Source organism: Streptomyces sp. NPDC005303, from assembly GCF_040607335.1.
Classification (GTDB): domain Bacteria; phylum Actinomycetota; class Actinomycetes; order Streptomycetales; family Streptomycetaceae; genus Streptomyces.
The window spans coordinates 54777-79334 of sequence record NZ_JBEXGM010000007.1 but is presented as its reverse complement, the minus strand read 5'-3'; the positions used below and the strand labels follow the sequence as shown (position 1 = coordinate 79334).

Annotated in this window: 19 protein-coding genes; 12 read left to right on the top strand and 7 right to left on the bottom strand. The window is 72.5% G+C overall.

Annotated features, from left to right (window positions below):
* Positions 1 to 12 precede the first annotated feature (12 nt).
* Entirely contained in the window at positions 13 to 543 is a 531-nt protein-coding gene (locus tag ABZT93_RS13195) for a GNAT family N-acetyltransferase (protein ID WP_356103116.1), read from the top strand.
* 74 nt (positions 544 to 617) lie between these two features.
* Complete coding sequence (locus tag ABZT93_RS13190; RefSeq protein ID WP_356103113.1) at positions 618 to 2321, top strand: proline--tRNA ligase; 1704 nt, start codon at positions 618 to 620, stop codon at positions 2319 to 2321.
* A gap of 42 nt (positions 2322 to 2363) precedes the next feature.
* On the opposite strand, the gene ABZT93_RS13185 is transcribed toward ABZT93_RS13190, so the two are convergent.
* From ABZT93_RS13185 to ABZT93_RS13175, 3 genes are read right to left on the bottom strand one after another with little or no spacing between them, the layout of a single operon-like run.
* The gene (locus tag ABZT93_RS13185; protein WP_356103111.1) at positions 2364 to 3254 is read right to left on the bottom strand and encodes an aminoglycoside phosphotransferase family protein; all 891 of its coding nucleotides are present in this window, start codon (positions 3252 to 3254) and stop codon (positions 2364 to 2366) included.
* A gap of 28 nt (positions 3255 to 3282) precedes the next feature.
* Complete coding sequence (locus tag ABZT93_RS13180) at positions 3283 to 3762, bottom strand: ferritin-like domain-containing protein (protein WP_356103108.1); 480 nt, start codon at positions 3760 to 3762, stop codon at positions 3283 to 3285.
* The gene (locus ABZT93_RS13175) at positions 3759 to 4298 is read right to left on the bottom strand and encodes a hypothetical protein (protein WP_356103107.1); all 540 of its coding nucleotides are present in this window, start codon (positions 4296 to 4298) and stop codon (positions 3759 to 3761) included. The genes ABZT93_RS13180 and ABZT93_RS13175 overlap by 4 nt, the downstream gene beginning before the upstream one ends.
* Positions 4299 to 4473: 175 nt before the next feature.
* Between ABZT93_RS13175 and rimP the strand changes: the two genes are divergently transcribed.
* The 9 genes from rimP (at position 4474) to ABZT93_RS13130 (ending at position 16574) form a co-directional block, all read left to right on the top strand.
* Positions 4474 to 4995, top strand: coding sequence for a ribosome maturation factor RimP (gene rimP / locus ABZT93_RS13170; RefSeq protein ID WP_356103104.1), 522 nt, complete (start codon positions 4474 to 4476; stop codon positions 4993 to 4995).
* A 2-nt stretch (positions 4996 to 4997) separates the two neighbouring features.
* On the top strand, positions 4998 to 5984 hold the full coding sequence (gene nusA, locus ABZT93_RS13165) for a transcription termination factor NusA (protein ID WP_356103101.1): 987 nt from the start codon (positions 4998 to 5000) through the stop codon (positions 5982 to 5984).
* A 155-nt stretch (positions 5985 to 6139) separates the two neighbouring features.
* Positions 6140 to 6421 (top strand): YlxR family protein, encoded by a 282-nt coding sequence (locus ABZT93_RS13160; RefSeq protein ID WP_356103098.1) that lies wholly within the window; start codon positions 6140 to 6142, stop codon positions 6419 to 6421.
* Positions 6422 to 6584: 163 nt separating this feature from the next.
* On the top strand, positions 6585 to 9746 hold the full coding sequence (gene infB / locus ABZT93_RS13155) for a translation initiation factor IF-2 (RefSeq protein WP_356103095.1): 3162 nt from the start codon (positions 6585 to 6587) through the stop codon (positions 9744 to 9746).
* A 136-nt stretch (positions 9747 to 9882) separates the two neighbouring features.
* A complete protein-coding gene (locus ABZT93_RS13150; RefSeq protein ID WP_020122665.1) occupies positions 9883 to 10176 on the top strand; it encodes a DUF503 domain-containing protein in 294 nt (97 codons plus the stop codon).
* 32 nt (positions 10177 to 10208) lie between these two features.
* Complete coding sequence (rbfA, locus tag ABZT93_RS13145; RefSeq protein WP_037708684.1) at positions 10209 to 10661, top strand: 30S ribosome-binding factor RbfA; 453 nt, start codon at positions 10209 to 10211, stop codon at positions 10659 to 10661.
* Positions 10658 to 11563 carry a tRNA pseudouridine(55) synthase TruB gene (gene truB / locus ABZT93_RS13140; protein WP_356103091.1) on the top strand — a complete coding sequence of 302 codons (906 nt, stop codon included), beginning with the start codon at positions 10658 to 10660 and terminating at the stop codon, positions 11561 to 11563. The genes rbfA and truB overlap by 4 nt, the downstream gene beginning before the upstream one ends.
* A 556-nt stretch (positions 11564 to 12119) precedes the next feature.
* On the top strand, positions 12120 to 15464 hold the full coding sequence (locus ABZT93_RS13135) for a trypsin-like peptidase domain-containing protein (RefSeq protein WP_356103089.1): 3345 nt from the start codon (positions 12120 to 12122) through the stop codon (positions 15462 to 15464).
* Positions 15465 to 15623: 159 nt separating this feature from the next.
* Positions 15624 to 16574, top strand: coding sequence for a bifunctional riboflavin kinase/FAD synthetase (locus ABZT93_RS13130; protein WP_356103087.1), 951 nt, complete (start codon positions 15624 to 15626; stop codon positions 16572 to 16574).
* A gap of 60 nt (positions 16575 to 16634) precedes the next feature.
* On the opposite strand, the gene ABZT93_RS13125 is transcribed toward ABZT93_RS13130, so the two are convergent.
* The 4 genes from ABZT93_RS13125 to eccE form a co-directional block, all read right to left on the bottom strand.
* Positions 16635 to 19694, bottom strand: coding sequence for an SCO5717 family growth-regulating ATPase (locus ABZT93_RS13125; protein ID WP_356103085.1), 3060 nt, complete (start codon positions 19692 to 19694; stop codon positions 16635 to 16637).
* Between the two features lie 322 nt (positions 19695 to 20016).
* Positions 20017 to 20343 (bottom strand): DUF397 domain-containing protein, encoded by a 327-nt coding sequence (locus tag ABZT93_RS13120; RefSeq protein WP_356103578.1) that lies wholly within the window; start codon positions 20341 to 20343, stop codon positions 20017 to 20019.
* Between the two features lie 137 nt (positions 20344 to 20480).
* On the bottom strand, positions 20481 to 21311 hold the full coding sequence (locus tag ABZT93_RS13115; protein ID WP_356103081.1) for a hypothetical protein: 831 nt from the start codon (positions 21309 to 21311) through the stop codon (positions 20481 to 20483).
* Complete coding sequence (gene eccE, locus ABZT93_RS13110; protein WP_356103575.1) at positions 21311 to 22579, bottom strand: type VII secretion protein EccE; 1269 nt, start codon at positions 22577 to 22579, stop codon at positions 21311 to 21313. The genes ABZT93_RS13115 and eccE overlap by 1 nt, the downstream gene beginning before the upstream one ends.
* Positions 22580 to 22846: 267 nt before the next feature.
* On the opposite strand from eccE, the gene eccB reads away from it, so the two are divergent.
* Entirely contained in the window at positions 22847 to 24421 is a 1575-nt protein-coding gene (gene eccB, locus ABZT93_RS13105; protein ID WP_356103079.1) for a type VII secretion protein EccB, read from the top strand.
* Positions 24422 to 24558 lie beyond the last annotated feature (137 nt).

The following is a 24558-nucleotide window of genomic DNA, read 5'->3' as shown; positions in this document are numbered from 1 at the left end:
TACGCTCCCCGCATGGACCTCGTCATCGGCCCCCTCGACCTGTCGGCCCACGTGGACGAGGCGCTAGCGGTCCAAGCCGTCGCATTCGGTCTCGGCGCGGACGAAGTGGCGGTCCGCCGCCAGATCGTGCTGCGGCACATGACCTACCCGGGGGCGAGAGCACTCGGCGCGACGGCCGGTGGGCACCTCGTGGGTTTCGTGTACGGCATGCCCAACGACCGCACCCACTGGTGGTCCACCGTCGTGGAGCCCTACCTCCGAGCCCAGCACAACGAGATCTGGCTCGACGACTCCTTCGTGATCACCGAACTGCATGTCCACCCGCACCACCAGAACCGCGGCATCGGCCGCACCCTGATCACCACCATCACCGACAGCGCGACCGAGCCCCGTTCGATCCTCTCCGCGATCGACACCGACAGCCCGGCCCGCGGCCTGTACCACTCCCTCGGCTACCAGGACCTCGCCCGCCAGGTCCTCTTCCCGAGCGCTCCGAAGCCGTACGCCGTGATGGGCGCCCCCCTGCCGCTGCGCCGCCGCTGAACCGATTTCCACCGGCACAGCGTGCCCGGCTAACCTCCTTGCCATCACCCTTTCCCGGCAGGAGTACGAGAACAATGGCGAACGCACCGGTCCAGCGCATGTCCCAGGTGATGGCGAAGACGCTGCGCGACGACCCGGCGGACGCCGAGGTCCTCAGCCACAAGCTGCTCGTGCGCGCCGGGTACGTCCGCCGCACCGCCGCCGGCATCTGGTCCTGGCTGCCGCTCGGCAAGAAGGTGCTGGCCAATGTCGAGCGGATCGTCCGCGAGGAGATGGACGCGATCGGCGCCCAGGAGGTGCTGCTCCCCGCCCTGCTGCCTCGGGAGCCCTACGAGGCCACCGGTCGCTGGGACGAGTACGGCGCCGAACTGTTCCGGCTCCAGGACCGCAGGGGCGGCGACTACCTCCTCGGCCCGACCCACGAGGAGATCTTCACCCTGCTGGTGAAGGACCAGGCGTCCTCCTACAAGGACCTGCCGGTCATCCTCTACCAGATCCAGCACAAGTACCGTGACGAAGCCCGCCCCCGGGCCGGCATCCTGCGCGGGCGCGAGTTCCTGATGAAGGACTCGTACTCGTTCGACACCGAGGACGAGGGCCTGGCCCAGTCCTACGCCCTGCACCGCCAGGCCTACCAGAAGGTCTTCGAGCGCCTGGGCCTCGACTACCGCATCTGCGCCGCCACCGCCGGCGCGATGGGCGGCTCCAAGTCGGAGGAGTTCCTCGCGCCCGCGGAGGCCGGCGAGGACACCTTCGCGGACTGCCCGAACTGCGACTTCGCGGCCAACACCGAGGCGATCACGTACGAATTGAAGCCGGTGGACGGCGCCTCGGTCCCGGCCCTCGAAGAGATCCCCACCCCGGACACCCCCACCATCGAGACCCTCGCCGCCCACCTCGGCGTCGAGGCCTCCGACACCCTCAAGAACCTCCTCGTGAAGGTCGACGGCGAGATCGTGGCCGTCGGTGTTCCCGGCGACCGCGAGGTCGACCTGGGCAAGGTCGAGGCGCACTTCGCGCCCGCCGCCGTGGAGCTGGTGACGGCGGAGGACTTCGTCGGGCGTCCCGATCTCGTCCGCGGCTACGTGGGTCCGCAGGGCCGTCAGGAGAAGCTGAAGTACATCGCCGACCCGCGGGTGGCCCCCGGCACCTCCTGGATCACCGGCGCCAACAAGGAGCACACCCACGCGAAGAACGTCGTCGCGGGCCGTGACTTCGAGGTCGACGAGTACGTCGACGTCGTGGTGGTCCAGGAGGGCGACCCGTGCCCGAAGTGCGGCACCGGCCTCAAGCTGGACCGCGCCATCGAGATCGGCCACATCTTCCAGCTGGGCCGCAAGTACGCCGACGCCCTCAAGCTCGACGTCCTCGGCCAGAACGGCAAGCCGGTCCGCGTGACCATGGGGTCCTACGGCATCGGCGTCTCCCGCGCGGTCGCCGCCCTCGCCGAGCAGACCGCCGACGACAAGGGCCTGTGCTGGCCCGCCGAGGTCGCCCCGGCCGACGTGCACGTCGTCGCCGCCGGCAAGGCCCTGCAGATCGAACTGGCCCTCGACGTCTCCGAGAAACTGCGCGAGGCGGGCCTCAGGGTCCTCGTCGACGACCGCGCCGGGGTCTCCCCGGGCGTGAAGTTCACGGACTCCGAGCTCATCGGCGTACCGAAGATCCTGGTCGCGGGGCGCCGTTCCGCCGAGGGCGTCCTGGAGCTCAAGGACCGCCGCACCGGTGAGCGTGAGGAGCTGACGGTGGACGAGGCGATCGCCCGCCTGACCGCCTAGGGAAGACTGGCACAGGGTGAGGCGGCGTACGCGAGCGCCGCCTCACAGCCACCCGGCGAACTCCAGCAGCAGCTCGGCATCCTTCGGCCGCCCCACCCGCAGTGCCCGGACACCCGACTCCACGGCCCGGAACAGCGTCCAGCCCCGCAACCGCTCCTGATCCACCTCGAGCGACTCCGCGAGCCGTTTGATCCGTCGCCGGGTCGTCGCCGCCCCCGACGGTGAGGCGATCAGGTCCTCCACCCGGTCCCGCACCAGCCGAGCGAGATCGAACGCGCACTCCCCGACGACGGGGTCGGGCCCGACGGCGAGCCAGGGAGAGCGCGTACCCGACAGCACCTTGCTCTGCCGGAACGTCCCGTGCAGCAGCCGTTCCTCCGGCGGCGCGGCCAGCAGCGACTCCCGTGCGTCGAGGGCCGCGCCCACCAGCCCCGCGACCTCCGCGGGAGCACCCCGCATGACCGAGGCCTGTCGCCCGGTCCGCTCGGCCACCGTCTCGAAGACATGGTCACCGGGCGGCTCCACCCACAGCCGCCGCAGGGTCCCGGCCGCCTCCAGCAACGCCTTGGCCTCCGGCAGCGACCGCACGGAGACATCGGGGTGCAGCCGTTCGAGAAGCAGCACGCCCTCGGTGACGAAGGGCTCCAGCAGCTGTACGGCCCCTCGGCCGTCCCAGTGCGCGAGAGCCGCCCGCTCGCTCTCCGGCCGGGCCCGGGGCGGGGCCAGCTTGAGCACGGCCGGTGTCCCGTCGGGCCGCCGTACCAGTACGACGAGGCTGCTGCGTCCTCCGGGCACCTGGACCCGCTCCACGGTCAACTCGCCCAGCGCGACGGCCTGTCCGGCGTTCCCGGGCAGCTTGTCCACCCAGTCGTCGGCGTCCGGCACGCTCTCGGCGAGCGCCCGCACCAGCCGCTGTGGTGGTTCGAAAGCCATGCGCGAGTCGTTCCCTTCCAGTACCGCGTTACGCCGTGGGGCCCGCCTGGGAAAGCGAGGCCGAGGACGAGGGCGACACCGTGGTCGCCCGCTCGGCGAGCCCAGGGAAGGCTACGCTCTCGCCGCGCCAGCGCACCGCACGCACCGCGGCTTCCCGCAGCGCCTCGGCTGCGGTGCTCCGCCGCCCGCCCCCGGTTGCCCGCACCACGTCGGAGTACACCCCGGCCACCCGGTCCTCCAGGTCGGCGGCGAGCCGTACCGCCGCGGCCGGGTCCGGCACCGGGAAGGGCAGCGCGTACGCCGCCGCCGCGGCCACCGGCGTGCCGCCCAGGCCCCGCACCGCACGCACCAGGGCGTCCCGGCGGGCCCGGTGGGCGTCGTAGGCGGCCCTGGCCTCCGCGCGTCGGTCCTCGTGGACGCGGCCGCCCACGACGCCGTAGCCGTAGACGGCGGCGTGCTCGGCGGCCAGCGCCTTCTGGAGGGCCTCCAGCTCCTGCTTCTCACTCATCGGGCGGCCTCCGTCAGCAGATAGGCGTGCGCGGCGCCGGCCGCCGCCACCGAGGCCAGCAGCCGGGCCAGCTCGCCCGGCACGTCCAGCAGTTCCTTGGCCCGCCGGTCGGCGAGCGCCCGCTCGGCGGCGGCCAGCTGGGCGAGGGCGTCCTTCTCGGTCGCGGGCACGGTGACCGAGGGCGACGGCGACGGCGAGGCGCTGCCCGAAGCGCCGGGGGAGGCCGCCGTGGCCGCCGGGACCTTCTCCCCGAACGCCTCAACATGCCGCACGGCTTCCGCCCGCAACGGCCCCACCCGCTCCGAGAGCGTCGGATGGGCGGCCAGGACGGCGTCGTACCGCTCGACGATCCCCCGGCTGTCCCGGGCCGCCCGCGCGCGTGCCCGCGCGACGACGGAGGGACTGCCGGCGGTGCCCTCCTCGCTGCTTCCGGTCCCGTCGGAGCACCCCACGAGAAGGGCGCCCCCGGCGACCGAGGCGAGCAGGGATCTTCTCCGCGGCCCCGAAGGGACGCGCGGCGGAGGCGGGTACGGCACGGCAGACGTCCTCGGGAAGCTCGTACGAACACACGGGCGGGGGGTCAGCCCACTGACGATCACCGTACCCGCGCATCCGATGTCACCTGGACGGCAACACCCTCCGCGACCGGATACCCTTTGACCTGACACGCGACCTACCCACAACAGCACACGCGGCCGAGGAGTCACCCGGATGAGCACCACCCAGAGCGAGAGGCTGCGAGAGCTCCTGGAACCGCTCGTCACCTCCCAGGGCCTGGATCTCGAAGAGATCGCAGTGGACTCCGTAGGACGAAAGCGGGTGCTGCGCGTCGTCGTCGACTCGGACACCGGAGCCGACCTGGACCAGATCGCCGATGTGAGCCGCGCGCTCTCGGCGAAGCTCGACGAGACCGACGCGATGGGCGCGGGGGAGTACACCCTCGAGGTCGGCACCCCGGGCGCCGAGCGCCTCCTCAAGGAGCACCGGCACTATGTGCGGGCCGTGGACCGGCTGGTGAAGTTCCAGCTGACCGAGGGCGGCGGCGAACTGGTCGCCCGGATCCTGAAGGTCGACGACGAAGGCCTCGATCTCGAAGTGCCCGGTGTGAAGGGCCGCAAGGCCACCGCCCGCAGACTCGCCTTCTCCGACTTCGACAAGGCGCGCGTGCAGGTCGAGTTCGGCCGCAAGGACAGCAAGGACCAGCAGGAAAACGAGCAGGAAGAGGAGGCGTAGCCGTGGACATCGACATGAGTGCCCTGCGGGGCTTGGTACGGGAGAAGGAGATCTCCTTCGACCTGTTGGTCGAGGCGATCGAGTCGGCCCTCCTCATCGCCTACCACCGCACCGAGGGAAGCCACCGCCACGCGCGCGTGAAACTCGACCGGGACTCCGGACACGTGGTCGTGTGGGCGAAGGAGGACCCCGAGGAGCTCGAAGAGGGCCAGGAGCCCCGGGAGTTCGACGACACCCCGTCCGACTTCGGCCGTATCGCCGCCACCACCGCCAAGCAGGTCATCCTGCAGCGGCTGCGCGACGCCGAGGACGACGCGACGCTCGGCGAGTACGCGGGGCGCGAGGGCGACATCGTCATGGGCGTGGTCCAGCAGGGCCGCGACCCGAAGAACGTGCTCGTGGACATCGGCAAGCTGGAGGCCATCCTGCCGGTGCAGGAACAGGTCCCCGGCGAGACGTACCCGCACGGCATGCGGCTCCGGTCGTACGTCGTACGGGTGGCGAGGGGCGTGCGCGGTCCGTCCGTCACCCTGTCGCGTACGCACCCCAATCTGGTGAAGAAGCTCTTCGCCCTGGAGGTGCCGGAGATCGCCGACGGGTCCGTCGAGATCGCCGCGATCGCCCGCGAGGCCGGTCACCGCACCAAGATCGCCGTACGGTCCACCCGTTCGGGCCTGAACGCCAAGGGCGCCTGCATCGGCCCCATGGGCGGCCGGGTGCGCAATGTCATGGGCGAGCTGAACGGTGAGAAGATCGACATCGTCGACTGGTCGGACGACCCGGCCGAGATGGTGGCGAACGCCCTCTCGCCGGCCCGTGTCTCCAAGGTCGAGGTCGTGGACATGGCCGCCCGCTCCGCGCGGGTGACCGTCCCGGACTACCAGCTCTCCCTCGCCATCGGCAAGGAAGGGCAGAACGCCCGGCTCGCGGCCCGGCTCACCGGCTGGCGGATCGACATCCGCCCGGACACCGAGCAGGCCGACGAGTAGCGTCGACGGGCAGTGCCGCGAAACAGCCCTGCGTAACGGTGCTGCGTAACGGTGCTGGGGAATAGATCCAAGCCGTTGGTGGCTCAGATCACGACAACAACCGTTCGATCCCTGCCCCGAAGGGGTGAGGTCGGTACGGGGAGGTAGACTTAAGAGTGTCTGGCCGGACGCACGCCCGCGCATGCCCTGAACGCACCTGTGTGGGATGCAGGCAGCGAGCGGCCAAGACCGATCTGCTGCGCATCGTGGCGATCAAGGACGCATGCGTCCCTGATCCTCGCGGTACGCTGCCCGGCCGGGGTGCGTACATCCACCCCGCCCTGGTCTGTCTCGACCAGGCGGTACGCCGCCGGGCGTTCACGCGGGCGCTGCGCGCCCCGGGAGCGCTCGACATAAAGGCGTTGCGCCGACATGTCGAGCAGACAGACAGTTGCTGAGCAGGCAACACCGTAAGAAGCGTCGCGCGGAACCCCCGTGCGGCCCAGGTACCCCGCGAGTTGGAAGTAGGTCGAGATTGCGATGAGCACTCGATGAGCACGCGATGAGTACGCCCATGAAGTAGCGACGGTCCGGACGCAACCCGGACCTAAAAGGAGCGAAGTGGCTAAGGTCCGGGTATACGAACTCGCCAAGGAGTTCGGGGTCGAGAGCAAGGTCGTCATGGCCAAGCTCCAAGAACTCGGTGAATTCGTCCGTTCGGCGTCTTCGACTATCGAAGCGCCCGTCGTCCGTAAGTTGACGGACGCCCTCCAGCAGGGCAACGGAGGCGGCAAGCCCGCCCCCGCCCGCAAGGCTGCCCCGGCACGTCCGGCAGCCCCCTCTCCCGCGCAGGCCGCCCGTCCGGCCGCCCCGCGCCCGCCGGCCCCCAAGCCGGCCGCCGCCGAGACGCCCGCGGCTCCCGCCGCGCCGGCCGCTCCCGGCCCCCGTCCCACCCCGGGCCCGAAGCCCGCGCCGCGGCCCGCCCCGGCGTCCCCGGCTCCGACCACGCCCGAGTTCACGGCACCGCCGTCGGCTCCCGCCGCACCGGCCTCCCAGGGCCAGAACCAGGGCCAGGGCTCCGGCCCGCGTCCGGGCGCCCCGCGTCCGGCCGGTCAGGCCCCGCGTCCGGGCGCCCCGCGTCCGGCCGGCGCTCCCGGCCAGGGTGCTCCCGGCCAGGGTCGCGGTGACCGCGGCGACCGTCCCGGCGCTCCGCGTCCGGGCGGCCAGGGTGCCCGTCCCGGTGCTCGTCCGGCCGGTCCCCGTCCGGGCAACAACCCCTTCACGTCTGGTGGCTCCACCGGCATGGCGCGCCCGCAGGCGCCCCGTCCGGGCGGCGCCCCTCGTCCCGGCGGCCCAGGTGGCCCCGGTGAGCGTCCCGGCGGCGCCCCGCGTCCGCAGGGCCAGGGCCAGGGCGGTCCCCGTCCCCAGGGCGCGGCGGGCGGCCCCCGTCCGCAGGCTCCGGGCGGCGCCCGTCCCAGCCCGGGCGGCATGCCCCGTCCGCAGGGCGGTCCCCGTCCCGGCGGCGGCCCCGGTGGCCCCGGCGGCGCGCGTCCCAACCCCGGCATGATGCCGCAGCGTCCGGCTGCCGGCCCGCGTCCCGGCGGCGGTGGCCCCGGCGGCCGCGGTCCTGGTGGCGGCGGTCGTCCCGGTGGTGGCGGCGGCGGTCGTCCGGGTGGCGGCGGCTTCGCCGGTCGTCCGGCCGGTCCCGGTGGCGGCGGCGGCGGTTTCGCCGGTCGTCCCGGCGGTCCCGGTGGTGGCGGCGGCGGTTTCGCCGGTCGTCCCGGCGGTCCCGGTGGTGGCGGCGGCGGTCGTCCCGGCTTCGGCGGTCGTCCCGGTGGTCCGGGCGGTCGCGGTGGCACGCAGGGCGCCTTCGGTCGTCCCGGCGGTCCCGCGCGTCGCGGTCGCAAGTCGAAGCGTCAGAGGCGCCAGGAGTACGAGGCCATGCAGGCCCCGTCGGTCGGCGGCGTGATGCTGCCTCGCGGCAACGGACAGTCCGTCCGCCTGTCGCGCGGTGCCTCCCTCACCGACTTCGCGGAGAAGATCGGCGCCAACCCGGCGTCGCTCGTCGGCGTGATGATGAACCTCGGCGAGATGGTCACTGCCACGCAGTCCGTCTCCGACGAGACGCTGCGGCTCCTCGCGGACGAGATGAACTTCGTCCTGGAGATCGTCAGCCCCGAGGAGGAGGACCGCGAGCTGCTCGAGTCCTTCGACATCGAGTTCGGCGAGGACGAGGGTGGCGAGGAGTTCCTCGTCGCGCGTCCGCCGGTCGTGACCGTCATGGGTCACGTCGACCACGGCAAGACCCGCCTCCTCGACACCATCCGCAAGACGAACGTCGTCGCGGGCGAGGCCGGCGGTATCACGCAGCACATCGGTGCGTACCAGGTCACGACTCAGGTCAACGACGAAGAGCGCAAGATCACCTTCATCGACACCCCGGGTCACGAGGCGTTCACCGCCATGCGTGCCCGTGGTGCCAAGTCGACCGACATCGCGATCCTCGTGGTGGCGGCCAACGACGGTGTGATGCCCCAGACGATCGAGGCGCTGAACCACGCCAAGGCGGCCGACGTGCCGATCGTGGTCGCGGTCAACAAGATCGACGTCGAGGGCGCCGACCCGACCAAGGTGCGCGGTCAGCTCACCGAGTTCGGTCTGGTGGCCGAGGAGTACGGCGGCGACACCATGTTCGTCGACATCTCCGCCAAGCAGGGCCTCAACATCGAGGCTCTTCTGGAGGCCGTGGTCCTCACCGCGGACGCCTCGCTCGACCTGCGGGCCAACCCCGAGCAGGACGCGCAGGGTATTGCGATCGAGTCCCGTCTCGACCGTGGCCGCGGTGCCGTCGCGACCGTCCTGGTCCAGCGAGGCACCCTGCGGGTCGGCGACACCATGGTGGTCGGCGACGCGTACGGCCGTGTCCGCGCGATGCTCGACGACAAGGGCGACAACCTGGAAGAGGCGGGTCCGTCGACTCCGGTCCTCGTCCTCGGTCTCACCAACGTCCCGGGCGCCGGCGACAACTTCCTCGTCGTCGACGAGGACCGCACGGCCCGCCAGATCGCCGAGAAGCGCGCCGCTCGTGAGCGGAACGCCAACTTCGCCCGCCGGGGTGTCCGGTTCTCCCTGGAGAACCTGGACGAGGCCCTCAAGGCCGGTCTGGTGCAGGAACTCAACCTCATCATCAAGGGCGACGCGTCCGGTTCGGTGGAGGCTCTCGAGTCCTCCCTGCTCCAGCTCGACGTCGGCGAAGAGGTCGACATCCGGATCCTGCACCGTGGTGTCGGTGCGGTCACGGAGTCGGACGTCGACCTGGCGATGGGCTCGGACGCCATCGTGATCGGCTTCAACGTGCGCGCCGCAGGGCGTGCCGCGCAGATGGCCGAGCGCGAAGGTGTGGACGTCCGGTACTACTCGGTCATCTACCAGGCGATCGAGGAGATCGAGGCGGCCCTCAAGGGCATGCTCAAGCCGGAGTACGAAGAGGTCGAGCTCGGCACGGCGGAGATCCGCGAGGTCTTCAAGTCGTCCAAGCTGGGCAACATCGCCGGTGTCCTGGTCCGGTCGGGCGAGGTCAAGCGCAACACCAAGGCGCGCCTCATCCGCGACGGCAAGGTGGTCGCGGAGAGCCTCACCATCTCCGGTCTGCGCCGCTTCAAGGACGATGTCACCGAGATCCGCGAAGGGTTCGAGGGCGGTATCAACCTCGGCAACTTCAACGACATCAAGGTCGACGACGTCATCGCGACGTACGAGATGCGCGAGAAGCCGCGCGGCTGACCGTCGTAGCACGCGATCGGGGCCGGTCGGCGGACGTAATATCCGTCGATCGGCCCCGGCCGTTGCGTGTACGGTTCCCGTATCGGCGTCCGAGCGCGGCGCCCGTACCCCGAACCGGCGGGACATCCGGACACACATGTATGTGGGGACTCTGTCCTTCGACCTGCTCCTCGGTGACGTCCACTCACTGAAGGAGAAACGCTCTCTCGTCCGTCCGATCGTGGCCGAGCTCCAGCGCAAGTACGCGGTGAGCGCGGCGGAGACGGGCAACCAGAACCTCCACCGCAGGGCCGAGATCGGGCTCGCGGTGGTCTCCGGGGACACGGGACACCTCACCGACGTACTGGACCGCTGTGAGCGACTGGTCGCAGGGCGGCCCGAGGTGGAACTGCTCTCGGTTCGACGCAGGCTCCACAGCGACGAAGACTGAAGCAACAAGTAAGTACTTAAGGAGACGGACCAGTGGCCGACAACGCGCGCGCCAAGAGGCTGGCGGACCTCATCCGAGAGGTGGTGGCCCAGAAGCTGCTGCGTGGGATCAAGGACCCGCGGCTCGGCTCGAACGTCACCATCACGGACACCCGGGTCACGGGTGACCTGCGGGAGGCGACCGTCTTCTACACCGTGTACGGGGACGACGAGGAGCGGGCGGCGGCGGCCGCCGGACTGGAGAGCGCCAAGGGCGTGCTCCGGTCCGCCGTGGGGGCGGCGGCGGGTGTGAAGTTCACGCCGACGCTGACCTTCGTCGCGGACGCGCTGCCCGACACCGCCAAGACCATCGACGACCTCCTCGACAAGGCCCGCCAGTCCGACGAGAAGGTGCGTGAGGTGTCCGCGGGCGCCGCGTACGCCGGTGACGCCGACCCGTACCGGAAGCCGGGCGACGAGGACGAGACGGACGACGCCGCCGAATGACGCAGAAGAACCGGACGCCCGACGGCCTTGTCATCGTCGACAAGCCGTCGGGCTTCACTTCGCACGACGTGGTCGCCAAGATGCGCGGGATCGCGAAGACCCGCCGCGTCGGACACGCCGGCACCCTCGACCCCATGGCGACGGGTGTGCTGGTCCTCGGTGTCGAGAAGGCGACCAAGCTCCTCGGGCACCTCGCGTTGACCGAGAAGGAGTACCTGGGCACGGTCCGGCTCGGCCAGACGACCCTGACCGACGACGCCGAGGGCGAGATCACGGGGTCGCACGACGCCTCGAAGGTCACCCGCGACGCCGTCGACGCCGGGATCGCCAAGCTGACCGGCGCCATCATGCAGGTGCCCTCCAAGGTCAGCGCCATCAAGATCGACGGAGTGCGCTCGTACAAGCGGGCACGGGAGGGCGAGGAGTTCGAGATCCCCGCACGCCCGGTCACCGTCTCCTCGTTCGCGGTGTACGACGTCCGGGACGCGGTCGCCGAGGACGGCACGCCCGTGCTGGACCTGGTCGTGTCGGTGGTCTGCTCGTCCGGCACCTACATCCGGGCGCTCGCCCGGGACCTGGGCGCCGACCTGGGCGTGGGCGGCCATCTGACGGCCCTTCGGCGCACCCGCGTGGGCCCGTACAAGTTGGACTCCGCCAGGACCCTCGACCAGCTCCAGCAGGAGCTGACGGTGATGCCGATCGCCGAGGCCGCGGCAGCCGCCTTCCCCCGCTGGGACGTCGACGGCCGCCGGGCCAAGCTGCTCATCAACGGCGTACGGCTCGACATGCCCGACGAGTACGCGGGCGCCGGCACCGTGGCCGTCTTCGACCCCGAGGGCCACTTCCTGGCACTGGTCGAGGAACAGAAGGGCAAGGCCAAGAGCCTGGCCGTCTTCGGCTGACGCGGACCGTGGGGGCACCGAGGCCGTCTGCCCGTGGAGCGGCGATCACGGGGTTGTGCCGCCGCTCCACGGTCCCCCCTCGGTTCCCCCACCCCTAGGGTGTATCCGCCGCTCCCCTTCCATTCACCCGCTCGGGCAGGCGCTCGGAGTGAACCGGGGGTGTGGAAGGGGGCGCGTTCACGACGCGATCTGTCCCGCTGATCACCGCACGCCTACGGTCGAAACAGGAACGTGCGTACGGCGGGGAGGTTCGGCCATGGCGGCAGGGGGTGACTCCGTCGGTGAAACGGTGCCTGTCGCCTCCGGTGCCGTCGGCGCGGCTGATGCCGGTCCGGTCGGTCGGAGGGATGACGTCGGCCAGGCAGGTCCGAGCGGGGGCACCGGCCGAGGTGATGGGTGTGCTCATGCCGACCGAGCGGGTCGCAGCGGTGAGGCCGGTGAGGCCGGTCCGTGTGAAGGGGCCTGGCCGGGGTCGCGGGGCCCGCGTTCCCGGTGGGCTCGGGGGCGGCGTGGAGCTCATGAGCGGGGGACCGAGGCCGGGCGCGACGAGGAGCTCGTGTGGGTTCGGGATCTGGCCGGCCGGCCTCGGGGGACCGGGTTCGTCGCCGATCACCGTGGCACCGTCGTCACCAGTCATGAGGCGGTCGACGGGCTGGCCCGGCTCGTTCTGCACGCCGGTGACCGCAGTTGCGTGGTGACCGCCGACGCCGTGACCCCGCTGCCCGAACTGGATCTGGCGCTCATCCGTACCGAGGGACTCGGCGTGCACCCGCTGCCTGTCTCCGTGCGGGACACCGTCGGGACCGGTACGTACGTCCGGCTCTTCGCCGGCTGCCGGCGCGAGGCCCGTGTGCTGGGTGCGGCCTGCGTGACCTACACGGCCACCGACCGCTGCCACATCCTCGAAGACGTCCTGGAGCTGGCCATCGGCACCGCCGGACGGGACGCGCTGCGGCTGGGCGGCGGGGCCGCCGGAGGGCCCGTGCTCGACGCGGAGACCGGCGCTGTGGTCGCCGTCCTCGGCACCGCCCTGCAGAGCGGCCAGCGCGACAGCGGTTACGCGGTCCCGCTCGGCTCCGTGCGCACCGGCCCCCTCGCCGACCTGCTCGCGGAGAACGCCGCGACGGTCCCGGCGTACGGCGCCGACCTCAACCTCGCCGGTGTGCTGGAGCTGACGGCCACCTCGGTGGGCCAGGACGGCCCGCCCGGCGCACTGGCCGGTCCCATGGGCGGGCAGGACATGACGGCGCCGGTCGAACGGGCCGCTGTCACCAGGGAGTTGGACGCGTTCACCGAGGGCCCGGCCCCCGTGCTCGGCCTCGTGGGACCGCCCGGCAGCGGCCGTACGACACAACTCGCGACCCTCGCCGCCCGCCGCCACCGCGGTCCTGCCCCGGCCCCCACACTCTGGCTGCGCGGCGCCGACCTGGAGGACACCGACGCCTCGGTGGCCGACGCCGCGCGCCGCGCGCTCACCAGGGCGGCCCGCATCGTGGCCACGGACACCGTCGCCGCCGACCTGGGCGACCTCACCCCCGAGCGGCTGGCCCGGCTGTCCCGCACCACCGGCCGCCCCCTGTTGCTCCTCCTCGACGGCCCCGAGGAGATGCCCCCGGTGCCGGCACACCGCCTCGCCGAGTGGACCGAGGGCACGGCGAAGTGGCTGCAGGAGACGGGGGCGCGGCTGGTGGTGGCGTGCCGGGAGGAGTACTGGGAGGAGGCGGGCTTCCATAAGGAGCTGCTGCACGGCCACGCCGACGGACACCTCCCGCCCTGCCTACGCCTCGGCGACCTCACCGACGACGAGGCCCGTCGTGCCCGGGCCCGCTACGCCCTCCCCGAGGGCGTCCTCGCCGCTTCCGACGCCCGTCACCCCCTCACCCTCCGCCTCCTCTCCGAGGTCCGCGCCGCCCTCCCGCAGGCGCCCCACGCCCCCGTGGACCGCGACCAGGTCTTCGAGGCCCACCTCGACCTCATGTGCCTGCGCGTCGCGGTACGGCTGGCCACCGCGAGCGGCCTGCGTGGCGCCGCCGTCCGCCGGCTCGCCGCGAAGGTCGCCGGCCAGGTCCACGAGGCCGCCCGCCGCAGCCTCGGCCCCGGGCGGGGCGAACTCGACCGGGAGTCGTTCGAGGCGGTGTTCCCCTGGGGCACGGCCCCGAAGCGGCTCGGTGGCACCGGCTGGGCGTCCGCCGTGCTCACGGAGGGCCTGCTCGTCCTCGCCGGCAGCGGTTACCGCTTCGCCCACGAGGAGTTCGCCGACTGGATCCAGGGCATGCACCTGGACCTGGACGGGGCCCTGCGCGCCCTGGTCCGCCGTCCCCGTACCGGCCGACCACACCCCCTCCCGGTGCCGCACCACCGCATCGGGCCCGTCGTCCAGGCCCTGCTCCTGGTCGCCCGCCAGCACGGCACCCCGCAACTGGCGTACCGGCTGGAGGAGTTGCTGCACGCCTTCGACGCCGACCCGCACTCGTGGTGGGCGGCCCGGCTGCTCACCGAGACCCTGCTGCGCGTGCCCGACGCGACGCCGTACACCGACGTCCTGCGGCAGCTCGCCGACCGCCTGGTGGCCGGGCGCCACCGAGAGGAACCGGTCCCGCCCGCGTTCGGCCCCGCCTTCTGGACCGCCCTGCGGCTCTCGCCGGGCACCCGCTTCGACCTGCTCCGCCGTCTCGTCCTCGCCGACGGGCCGCCGCACGAACCCGGACCCCGATTCCTGGACGCCGTCGCGGAGCTGCTCGCCGCCGACCCCACCGCCGTACAGCCGCAGCTCACCCGCTGGTTCGACGACGAACGGCCCCTGCCCGCGACCCCGCACGCGACCGTGGCGAAGGCCGCGCAGGCGCTGCTGCACACCCACCGGACCCGGGCCCTGGACGACCTCGCGGAGGTCCTCGTCGGCTGTGCGCACCGGCGGGCCGACGAACTGCTGGCCGTACTGGCCGAGGAGGAGCCGTCGGCGGTGTGCCGGGCCGTGGACCGGTGGGCGCACGACGAGCGGCCGGCGCGACGGGTGGCGGCGCTGGCGTACGGCCTGCGCGCCGCGCCGCATGTGCGCACCGAGGCCGACCGCGAGCTCCTGCGCTACGCGGCCCTCGCCCTGCTGGCCCGCCCCGAGGACTGCACCCTGCACGGCGGCGCGCTCGCCCTGCTGGTCCGCGATCCCCACACGCGTGCCCGTCATCTCCCGCAGGCGCTCGGGCACTTCGCGGCCGGCGACCCGCAGTTCCCGCCGAGCGCGCTGGTTCCCGCGCTCGCCACCGACCCCGATCCGGTCCTGGACGCCTTCCGGGAGCGGCTGCGCAGGCCGGGTGCCGGGGAGGTGCTGCGCACGCTCGCCGACGTCACCACGCCCGCGCTCGCCCGCCGGGTGGCCGTGCTGGTGCGGGAGGTGGTGGAGCGGCGCCCGGAGACCGCCGGGGACGTGGCCGCGTATGTCGACCGGCGCCTCGATCAGGGGCCCGCCGCCCGGGCCGTGCTCCTTCCACTGGTCACCGGTCTGCTGGACGGCGGCCCGGAAGGAGTGCGGGCCGCGCTGGCGGCCGTACTCGCCGGGCCGGGCGTTCCCGTCTCGCGCCCGCTGCGGCAGGAACTCCTCGACCTTCTCCTGGCCCGGGAACGGGAGCCGGCGGTCCTGGTCGCCCTGCTGCCCGCGGCGGCCGCCCGCGCGGACACCGACATCCGCGACCTCGTCCACCGCATCGGCCTCCTCCTCGTGCGCACCCCGGACGGCGCGACCCGCTTCGACGTCGGTCTCGTCGACCTGGGCCGGCATGTCCCCGGGTTCGCCACGCTGGTGGCCGACTGGCTCGCGGAGTGCCCCCAGGAGTGGGCGGCGGTCGTCGGCCCCGGCACCCGGCGGATGATCGAGAACCTGGCCGGGGTGCGGGTTCCCGCCTGAGTCCGCCGAGTCCGGCGGGTGTGCGGAGGCTCCCGGCCCGCGTGCGTCGGGTCACAGCCCCCATGCCGATGCGAGCGACGGGCACGCGGCATGGCACCCTTAGACCTGCGTAAGTCGCAAGAGTCAATACGGACACGGGTTCGACGAGGAGCGGTCACAGTGCAGCGCTGGCGTGGCTTGGAGGACATCCCCGAGGACTGGGGGCGCAGCGTCGTCACCATCGGTTCCTACGACGGGGTCCACCGCGGGCACCAGCTGATCATCCGGCATGCCGTGGACCGCGCGCGCGAGCTGGGTGTTCCCTCGGTCGTCGTCACCTTCGACCCGCACCCCAGCGAGGTCGTCCGCCCCGGCAGCCACCCGCCGCTGCTCGCCCCGCACCACCGCCGCGCCGAACTCATGGCCGAGCTGGGCGTGGACGCGCTGCTGATCCTCCCCTTCACCACGGAGTTCTCGAAGCTCTCGCCCGCCGAGTTCGTCGTCAAGGTCCTCGTCGACAAGCTGCACGCCAGGGCGGTCGTCGAGGGCCCCAACTTCCGCTTCGGCCACAAGGCCGCGGGCAACGTCGACTTCCTCGTCGAGCAGGGCAAGACGTACGACTTCGAGGTCGAGGTCGTCGACCTGTACGTGACCGGCGCGGCGGGCGGTGGCGAGCCCTTCTCCTCCACCCTGACCCGGCGCCTGGTCGCCGAGGGGGACGTGGAGGGCGCCGGGGAGATCCTGGGGCGCCCGCACCGGGTGGAGGGCGTGGTGGTCCGGGGCGCCCAGCGCGGCCGTGAACTCGGCTTCCCGACCGCCAACGTCGAGACCCTCCCGCACACCGCCATCCCCGCCGACGGCGTCTACGCCGGCTGGCTGCACACGCAGGGCGAGGCGATGCCGGCCGCGATCTCCGTCGGCACCAACCCGCAGTTCGACGGCACCGAGCGCACGGTGGAGGCGTACGCCATCGACCGCGTCGGGCTCGACCTGTACGGGCTGCACGTGGCGGTGGACTTCCTCGCCTATGTGCGCGGCCAGCAGAAGTTCGAGTCGCTGGACGCGCTGCTCAAGGCGATGGCCGTGGACGTGCAGCGGTGCCGTGAGCTGATCGAGGCCGCCGGCGGCTGAAGGCCGTAGGGACAAAGCAAGAGGGCCGGCACCTTCAAGGTGCCGGCCCTCTTCCTTCGGCTACTGCTGCGGCGGCCGATCCGCGTTCGGGTCGTACGGCGGCTGCGGGAATCCGGGCTGCGGCTGACCGGGCTGGCCGGTCTGCCACGGCTGGCCGGGCTGGGCGCCGGGGAAGCCCTGGAACGGCGGCTGCGCGGCCGGCGGCTGGGCCTGCTGGCCCGGCATCGGGGGAGCCATGGTCGGCGGCTGGTGACCGCCCTGCCCCGTCCACAGGCCCTGCTCCTGCTGGGCCCGCACGAAGTCCTCGGCCACCATCGCGGCGAGGTCGAAGTACGCCTCCCGGACCTTCGGCCGCATCATGTCGAGGTCGACCTCGGCACCGGCCGCCAGGTGCTCGTCGAACGGTACGACGATGACGCCACGGCAACGCTGCTCGAAGTGCGTGACGATGTCCTCGACCTTGATCATCTTGCCGGTCTCGCGCACTCCTGAGATCACGGTGATGGACCGCGAGACCAGGGACGCGTACCCGTGCGCCGACAGCCAGTCGAGCGTCGTGCTGGCACTGCTCGCGCCGTCCACCGACGGCGTCGAGATGATGATCAGCTGGTCGGCGAGGTCCAGGACCCCGCGCATGGCGCTGTAGAGCAGGCCGGTGCCCGAGTCGGTGAGGATGATCGGGTACTGGCGGCCCAGCACGTCTATCGCGCGCCGGTAGTCCTCGTCGTTGAACGTCGTGGACACGGCCGGGTCGACGTCGTTGGCGATGATCTCGAGGCCCGAGGCCGCCTGGGACGTGAACCGGCGGATGTCCATGTACGAGTTGAGGTACGGGATCGCCTGGACCAGGTCACGGATGGTCGCGCCGGTCTCACGCCGCACCCGGCGGCCGAGCGTGCCGGCGTCCGGGTTGGCGTCGATGGCGAGGATCTTGTCCTGCCGCTCGGTGGCGAGGGTGGAGCCGAGGGCGGTCGTCGTGGTCGTCTTGCCCACGCCGCCCTTGAGGCTGATCACCGCGATCCGGTAGCAGGACAGCACCGGGGTGCGGATGAGGTCGAGCTTGCGCTGCCTCTCCTGCTCCTCCTTCTTGCCGCCGAGCTTGAACTTCGAGCCGCCGGGAGTGGGACGGCTGCTCTTGGCCTTCTGCTTCTTGCTGTTGACCAGCCGGTCCGAGGTCAGCTCCACCGCGGCGTTGTAGCCGAGTGGCGCACCGGCGCCCGCGACCTGCTGCCGCTGGTCGTGCTGGACGGCGGCGGGCCAGCCGGCACCGGTACGGGGGTCCACGCCCGGCTGGCCGGGAGCGCCCGCGTAGGGATTGGGGCCGGGTGCCTGCGGCGGCTGCTGTCCCGGGAACTGCTGCTGTCCCGGCCGGCCCTGAGGCTGGGCGGGAGGCGGCGGCACGGGCTGACCCGGCTGACCCTGCTGGCCGGGCTGCGCGGGGGCCTGCTGCTGGGGGTAGCCGTACCCGCCCTGGTGGGGCTGCGGCGCGGGAGGCTGCGGGAAGCCGTAACCACCCTGCGGGTTCGGGGGCGCGGGCGGCTGGGGGTAGCCGTAGCCGCCCTGGCCGGGCTGCGGAGCCGGAGGCTGGGGCTGGGGCTGGGGAAAGCCGTAGCCGCTCTGCGGGTTCTGGGGCGCGGGGGGCTGCGGGAAGCCGTAACCACCCTGGGGCGCCTGGCCGTCGGGCTGCGGCGGGGTGGCCGGCCAGCCCGAGGGGGCGGGCTGCGGTGCCTGGGGCTGTGCCGCCGCGGCCGCCGGCTGGGTGGGCGGAAGCGGGGCGCCGGACTGCGACGGCGGCTGCGGCTGACCACCCGTCGTCCACTCCGGGGCCGCGGACGGCGCCGCACCGGGGGCCGCCTGCGCGAACTGCGGAGGGAGCGGCGGTACGGCGCCCTGCGGGGCCGGCGGGGGACGCCAGCCTTCCTGCTGCTGGGCGTCGGGCTGCTCCGGCACGGGGGGCTGTGCGGCCTCGGGCTGCCCGGGCTGCTCGGGCGCGGGGCTCGGGGCGGACGGGGGCTCCGGTACGGCGGTCTGCGCGGCCAGGGACTCAGGTGCGGCGGCCTGCGGCTCCGCGGCGGTCCCGGCGTCATCGCTCGGGGCGGCGGCCGGCGGTGCCGTGGCTTCTGCTTCCGGCGCCTGGGCACTGGCCGGAGCCTCGGGGGCGTCCGCGCCCTCGCCGGAGGGGCCGGGCTCGCCGTCGGAGCCGGGTGCGGAGGCGGATGCCGTCTCGCTCGGGGTCGGTGCGGCCGGTGCGGTGTCATCCGCGTCCGCCTCCGCCTCCGCGGAAGCCCGCGGAGGCTCGGCGGGGGCCGGCGGTTCGGGTGCGGTGGGAGCGTCCGCCGACGGGGCCGCGGGGGGCTGCGCCGCGCTCGTCGTCGTGGCGGGGGCGGAAGGCGGGTCTATACGGCCTTCCGCGTCACCGCCGGTGGAGGCCGGGACGTCCGCACCGGAGGGGCCGGGGGCCGCCGGGGGCGTGGGGGCCACGGGCGCCGTGGGAGGCGCGGGGGCCACAGGAGCCGTAGGAGGTGCCGGGGCTACCGGGGGTGCGGGGGGCGTCGTGGCCGTGGGGGGCTGGGGGTAGCCGTAGCCGCTCTGGGGGTGCGGGGGCGCGGGAGGCGTCGGAGCGGCAGGGGGTGCCGTGGCCGCCGGCGGCTGGGGGTAGCCGTAGCCGCTCTGCGGGTTCGGGGGCGCCGGCGGCTGCGGATAGCCATAACCGCTCTGCGGGTTCGGAGGTGCGGGGGGCTGCGGATAGCCGTAGCCGCTCTGGGGGTTCGGGGGCGCCGGCGGCTGGGGGGCCGCGGGGTTTCCCGCCCACGGCGGCGGAGGCGGAGGCGGCGGCGTCGCGCCGGCCGGACCCGCGGCCGGGTCGAAGTGCTGGCCGGGAACGGGAGTCGACGGTACGGAACCGGACGTATCGGGGTAACCGGGGTGCGGTGCAGGCGCGGTGGGGGCAGGGGAGGGTGCGGGAGGCTCGGCCTCGGGCGCCGCGCTCTGCGTGTACCAGGCAGGGGCGGCGTAGTCAATGGTGAACTCGCCCGTCATCTCGGTGGCGGACTCCGCGTCGGACTGGTCGTCGCTGGGCGTGGTCCAGCCCGCGCGCAGCCCGTCCCGATCGCTCTGCACAATTCCTCCTGGTTGGTCGAGCACCCTCGTGCCGTGTGGGCACTCATGTGCCGGGCTGGGGGCGACCGTTCCTGTGGTCCGATCCGACTGAAGTCCCCTGAACGCGAACAACCCACCCGTGGGTTCCTGCGCCGCACCCGCATCAAGCGTAAACGCCACACGCGTCGGCGGGGCAGGCCCGTCCGCTGTGCTCTCGCGCGCAACGGAGCGGTGCCTGCCGCGATGTCGGCCTTGTGACGGTTGTCTGTCTCTGGAAGCCCGGGGCGGCCGGCTCCGCCCCGGCCCGGGGTCCGGCCGACGCGCCTGCTCCTCCTGCTCCCGCCTACTCCGCCTGCTCGGCGGTCGGTCCGCCGTCGTGCGGTGCGGGCTCCAGGTCGAACTCGCCGTCGCGCGCGCCCAGTACGAACGCCCGCCACTCCGCCTCCGTGTACCGCAGCACGGTGTCCGGGTCCAGGGAGGACCGCATGGCCACCGCCCCCTCGGGGAGATAGGCGATCTCGACGCGCTCCTCGTGTTCCTCGGTGCCGGGCGCGCTGTGCCACTCGACGCCGGAGATGTCCAGGCCGTACAGCTCGTCCCGTTCCCTCGCCTTTCGCGCCTTGACGTCCTCGTCCGGTGTCTTTGCGGCGATGTCGTCCGCGTCGGTCATGGTCGGCGGGCCCTTTCTCATGAGCGAACCTCGTGCACGAGCACCCTACTTGGCCTGGGCCCCCTCACACGGCGCAACGGTTCGGTCACGAACTCGTGTGTAGGGCCGACACCTTGGCCCGCACCGGAGGCCGCCCGTCAGTCCATCCGGCGGGGCGCCCCGAGCAGACCGGTCTCCGCGTCGGTGGGCTGGGTCATGACGTACTGCCGGCTCTTCTGCGTGCACCACAGGGCCACGTTGTCGGCGAGGGACGGCAGGGAGGCCGCGTCACCCTGCGGCAACCGCATGGATTTGCCGACCACTTGGGACTCCTGCGGGGAGATCCGCTGTACGCCGACCACGTCCGCGTTGGCCAGCAGCCGGGGCGCCGTGGGGCCGAGGTAGGGGAGCAGGGTCAGCACCGACTGCCAGGGAGCCGTGGTCAGACGGCTGCGCGGCGGGCGGATGCCCAGGTCGCGGATGATCAGCACGGGGCTGGCCGGGGACGGGCCCTGCGGGGCGATCCGGCCCACCTGGTGCACCGTCACACACTGCTGGCCACCACCGGCCGCCTGCGCCATCGGCGCCCACAGTTGGGGACGTGCCGTCTCGACGGCCACGCGCGCGCCGATCGCCGCCGCCCGCAGGGCGATGACCTGGGCCATCCAGGTGCCGCCCACCAGCACCATGTCGAGGCGCGTGGGACGGCACAGGCCCAGCACGGCGGGCTGGTTGTCCTGGTCGATGCCGAGGATCAGACCGTCGTCGCCGACCGGCAGGGCCAGCTGCGACAGCACGTCGGCGTCGACGAGGTGACGCTCACGCCGGGGACCGAGCAGACCGAAGGCCGCGCGCAGGCGTCGCTCGGGGCCGAGCCGGGCGGGCTCGGGGGAGCGGGGCAGATGCCCGGGCCGCTGCCCGGGGAAGCCGGGCGTGGACGACGATCCGAAGCCGGAGCGGCCGGAGGGACGCATGGTGGGAGTGGACATCAGCGGGTACCTCCCAGCGGCAGGGTGGCCAGAACTCCGGGCAGTTGCTCACGGTCGAGCCGTACGAGACCGACCTTGAACGCGGACGCGGCCCGCTCCAAGTGCTGGGCGGCCTCGCCCAGTTCGTTCTCACCGCGGCCGGTCAGGCGCACGTGCCCGGACAGGGCCAGGACCTTGCCGCGCTGCCTGGAGAGGGTGAGCGAGAAGGTGCTCGCGAGCGTGGGTGCGGAGGTCAGCGCGCCGACCAGTCGGGGGAACGCCGGTCCGGCGCCGCCGAACTGCGGCCACTTGGAGATCCAGTACGTGGTGTGCAGCCGGTCGTCGCAGCGCCAGGTACGGGTGGTCTCGGCCGTACGGCGGCCCGAGCGGCTGCCGTCCATGGCGGCACCGCCGGTGGTGGCCATCGGGTTGACACAGCTGGAGGTCGCGATGGCCCCGCAGATGTCCGACTCGCTCAGCACCTTGGCCTGCATACCGGCTCCCATGAGCCGGCTGGCCAGCTGGTCGGCGACCCGCAGCAGCGCCCGCCGGGCACCCTGCATACCGCCGCCGCGGGCCTTCACGGCCTCCGGGCACAGCTCCGGGTCGAGCTTGAGCGCGACCCAGGTGATGCGCAGCCCCGGCGTCATGCTCTGGGCCTGCAGCGGCCCGTAGGAACGGACCGCCATGGCCTGCGGGGGCAGGTGCGGGGCGGGGGCGGGCTGGGTGTGCTGGACGATCTGGACCGAGGCGAGCCGGATGTCGTCCACGTCCAGCAGGCCCTGGAGCAGATCGAGGGGGATGTCGCCGGTGCCGTAGGCGGGACGCAGGGGGGTGTCCGCGGCCTGCACCTGTACGAGCGCGGTGAGGAAGGTGCCGTCGCCGAGCATGCCGATCTCGCGCTGCTCGCGGTCCTGGAAGCTGTAGGTGCGCAGCGCCGGGTCGCACTCGACGGCGGGGGCGAAGCCGGGGTCGGTGCCGGGCGGCACGGGTTCGGCGTTGCGCCTGCGGCGGTCCCGGAGCGCGCGGGCGGTGCTGAACCACTCGGGCAGCGGGCGGCCGCGGCGGCGCAGCAGTCCGGCCAGGACCAGCGGTACGGCCAGCACGATGCCGACGGTGAGACCGATGGGGCGCAGCAGCCAGCCGATCAGCAGGACCGCGGCGGCCAGTTCGAAACCGACCAGCTGCTGGACCCGGATGGGGCCGATGCTGCCGGGGCGCCGGGCGAGCGACGGCGAGGCCGGACTCGGGGGCCTCGGGGTCGAGGACGGCTGTGCCGGTTCCGGCACCTGCCCGGGCCCCTGGTTCTCCTGGGTACGACGGCTGCCGTTACGGCGCCGGGACCTGGTCGCAGTGCTCATCCCCCGGTACAACCCCTTTGCATTGTCTGGCCGCGACTCGAGCTGGCGGCGGATCACCGTACCCCGTACCGTACGGTGCGATCGTCACACGGCATAGTAGAGGCCCCTGCAGGAGCAAACGCCACGGAGTACCGGGCGGCCCTGGGGAGTTCCGCATCCGGCAACAAAGCGAAATAACGGGGAGTTGACCCATCGATGGCGACACGTCGGGATGAGCTGAACGCTTACTCCTTCGCGCGCAGGCGCACGGTGGCGGCGTTTCTTCAGCCGTCTCCGCACGGCTCGGAAGAGGCGGCGCCGCGTCCCCTCAAGACGGTCCTGCCGAGTCTCGGTGTGGCGGCGCTGGTGCTCATCGGATTCGGCGCCTGGGGGATGCTCAGCCCGACCGCTCCGAAGGGCTGGGACAGCCAGGGCAAGAACATCCTCGTCGGCAGCGAGTCGACGACGCGCTATGTACTGGTGAAGACCAAGGGCGAGAACAAGCTCAGCCTGCACCCGGTCCTCAACCTGGCCTCCGCCAAGCTGCTGCTGAACGGCGAGAACCCCCAGGTCATGAAGATCAAGGAGTCGGTGCTCGACAACAGCAAGTACCCGATGGGCGCGACCGTGGGGATCCCGTTCGCGCCGGATCGGCTGCCGTCGGCCTCGGACGCGGAGACGGTCAAGACCTGGGCGCTGTGCCAGTCCCCGGGCCAGGACGGGCAGCCCGTCAGCGCGACGTACGTGCTGGACAAGGGCGACTACAACAAACTGCTCCACAACAAGAGCGAGCTGAAGCAGGGCCAGGTCCTGTACGTCGAGGGCCCCAAGGACCCCAACTCGATCAGCGGGAACGGTCCGCGGTACATGGTCACCGCGGACGGGAGCGCGTACCTCATCGGCGGCAAGGCGTGGCGGCTCGCCAGCAAGAACACGCTCCAGGACATCGAGCGCGCGGTGTTCGGCGACGGCAAGCAGCCGCAGCGCGTCAGCCAGGACTTCCTCAAGACGCTCAACGTGGCGGGGATCCTCGACTTCCCGAACATGGCGAAGGACGCGGGGGCCGACGCGAACGTCGAGGGACTCGCGCCCAACCTCTCCAAGGTCGGCATGGTCCTCGTGGCCGACTCCGGAGCCGGACAGCAGCAATACGTCGTGCTGAAGGACAGGGTCCAGCCCGTCTCCGACTTCGCGGCACAGATGTGGCTGCGCAGCCCCTTCATCAACACCGTGTACCCGGGGCAGACGCCGGCGCCGGTGAAGGTCGGCTTCAACGACATCCACCCCGACACCGGCCAGTGGATGGACGAGATGAACTGGCCCCAGGAGCCGGTCGTCCAGGCCAACACGCACTGGGAACAGGGCGGCAACAAGATCTCGTGCAGTGTCTGGCACGGCGGTGAGAAGAACGAGAAGACCAACAGGCCGTTGATGACGGTCTGGTCCGGCCAGGACTATCCCAAGGACCTCTCCCAGAGCGGTTCCAGGACCTACGTCTCACCCGGCAGCGGCCTGCTGTTCAAGCGCCTCACCGGGGCCGACGCCGGTGGCGGCAGCACCTTCCTGGTGACCGACACAGGGCTGCGCTACTCGGTCCCCGCGACGAACGACAGTCAGGTCACCGGCGGCGAGAAGGTCGACAACAACACCCAGCAGCAGACCAACACCGCTCAGGTGAGGCTCGGTTACGGCAAGATCAAGCCGGTCGCGGTACCGGCGGCGTGGGCGGACCTGCTGGCGGCGGGGCCGGAACTGAGCAGCGGGAACGCCGAGCAGGCGCAGGGGTCGTAACCCCGCTCCCGGATCCCGTGTCACTCACACTTCACGAACGCACTTGTGAAAATGGTGAGTTGACTTCATCGCGATCTTGCTACAGGGCCCCAACTGATGTTCGCTCTGTCGGCGGATGCGACTAGAGTGGAAGCAGA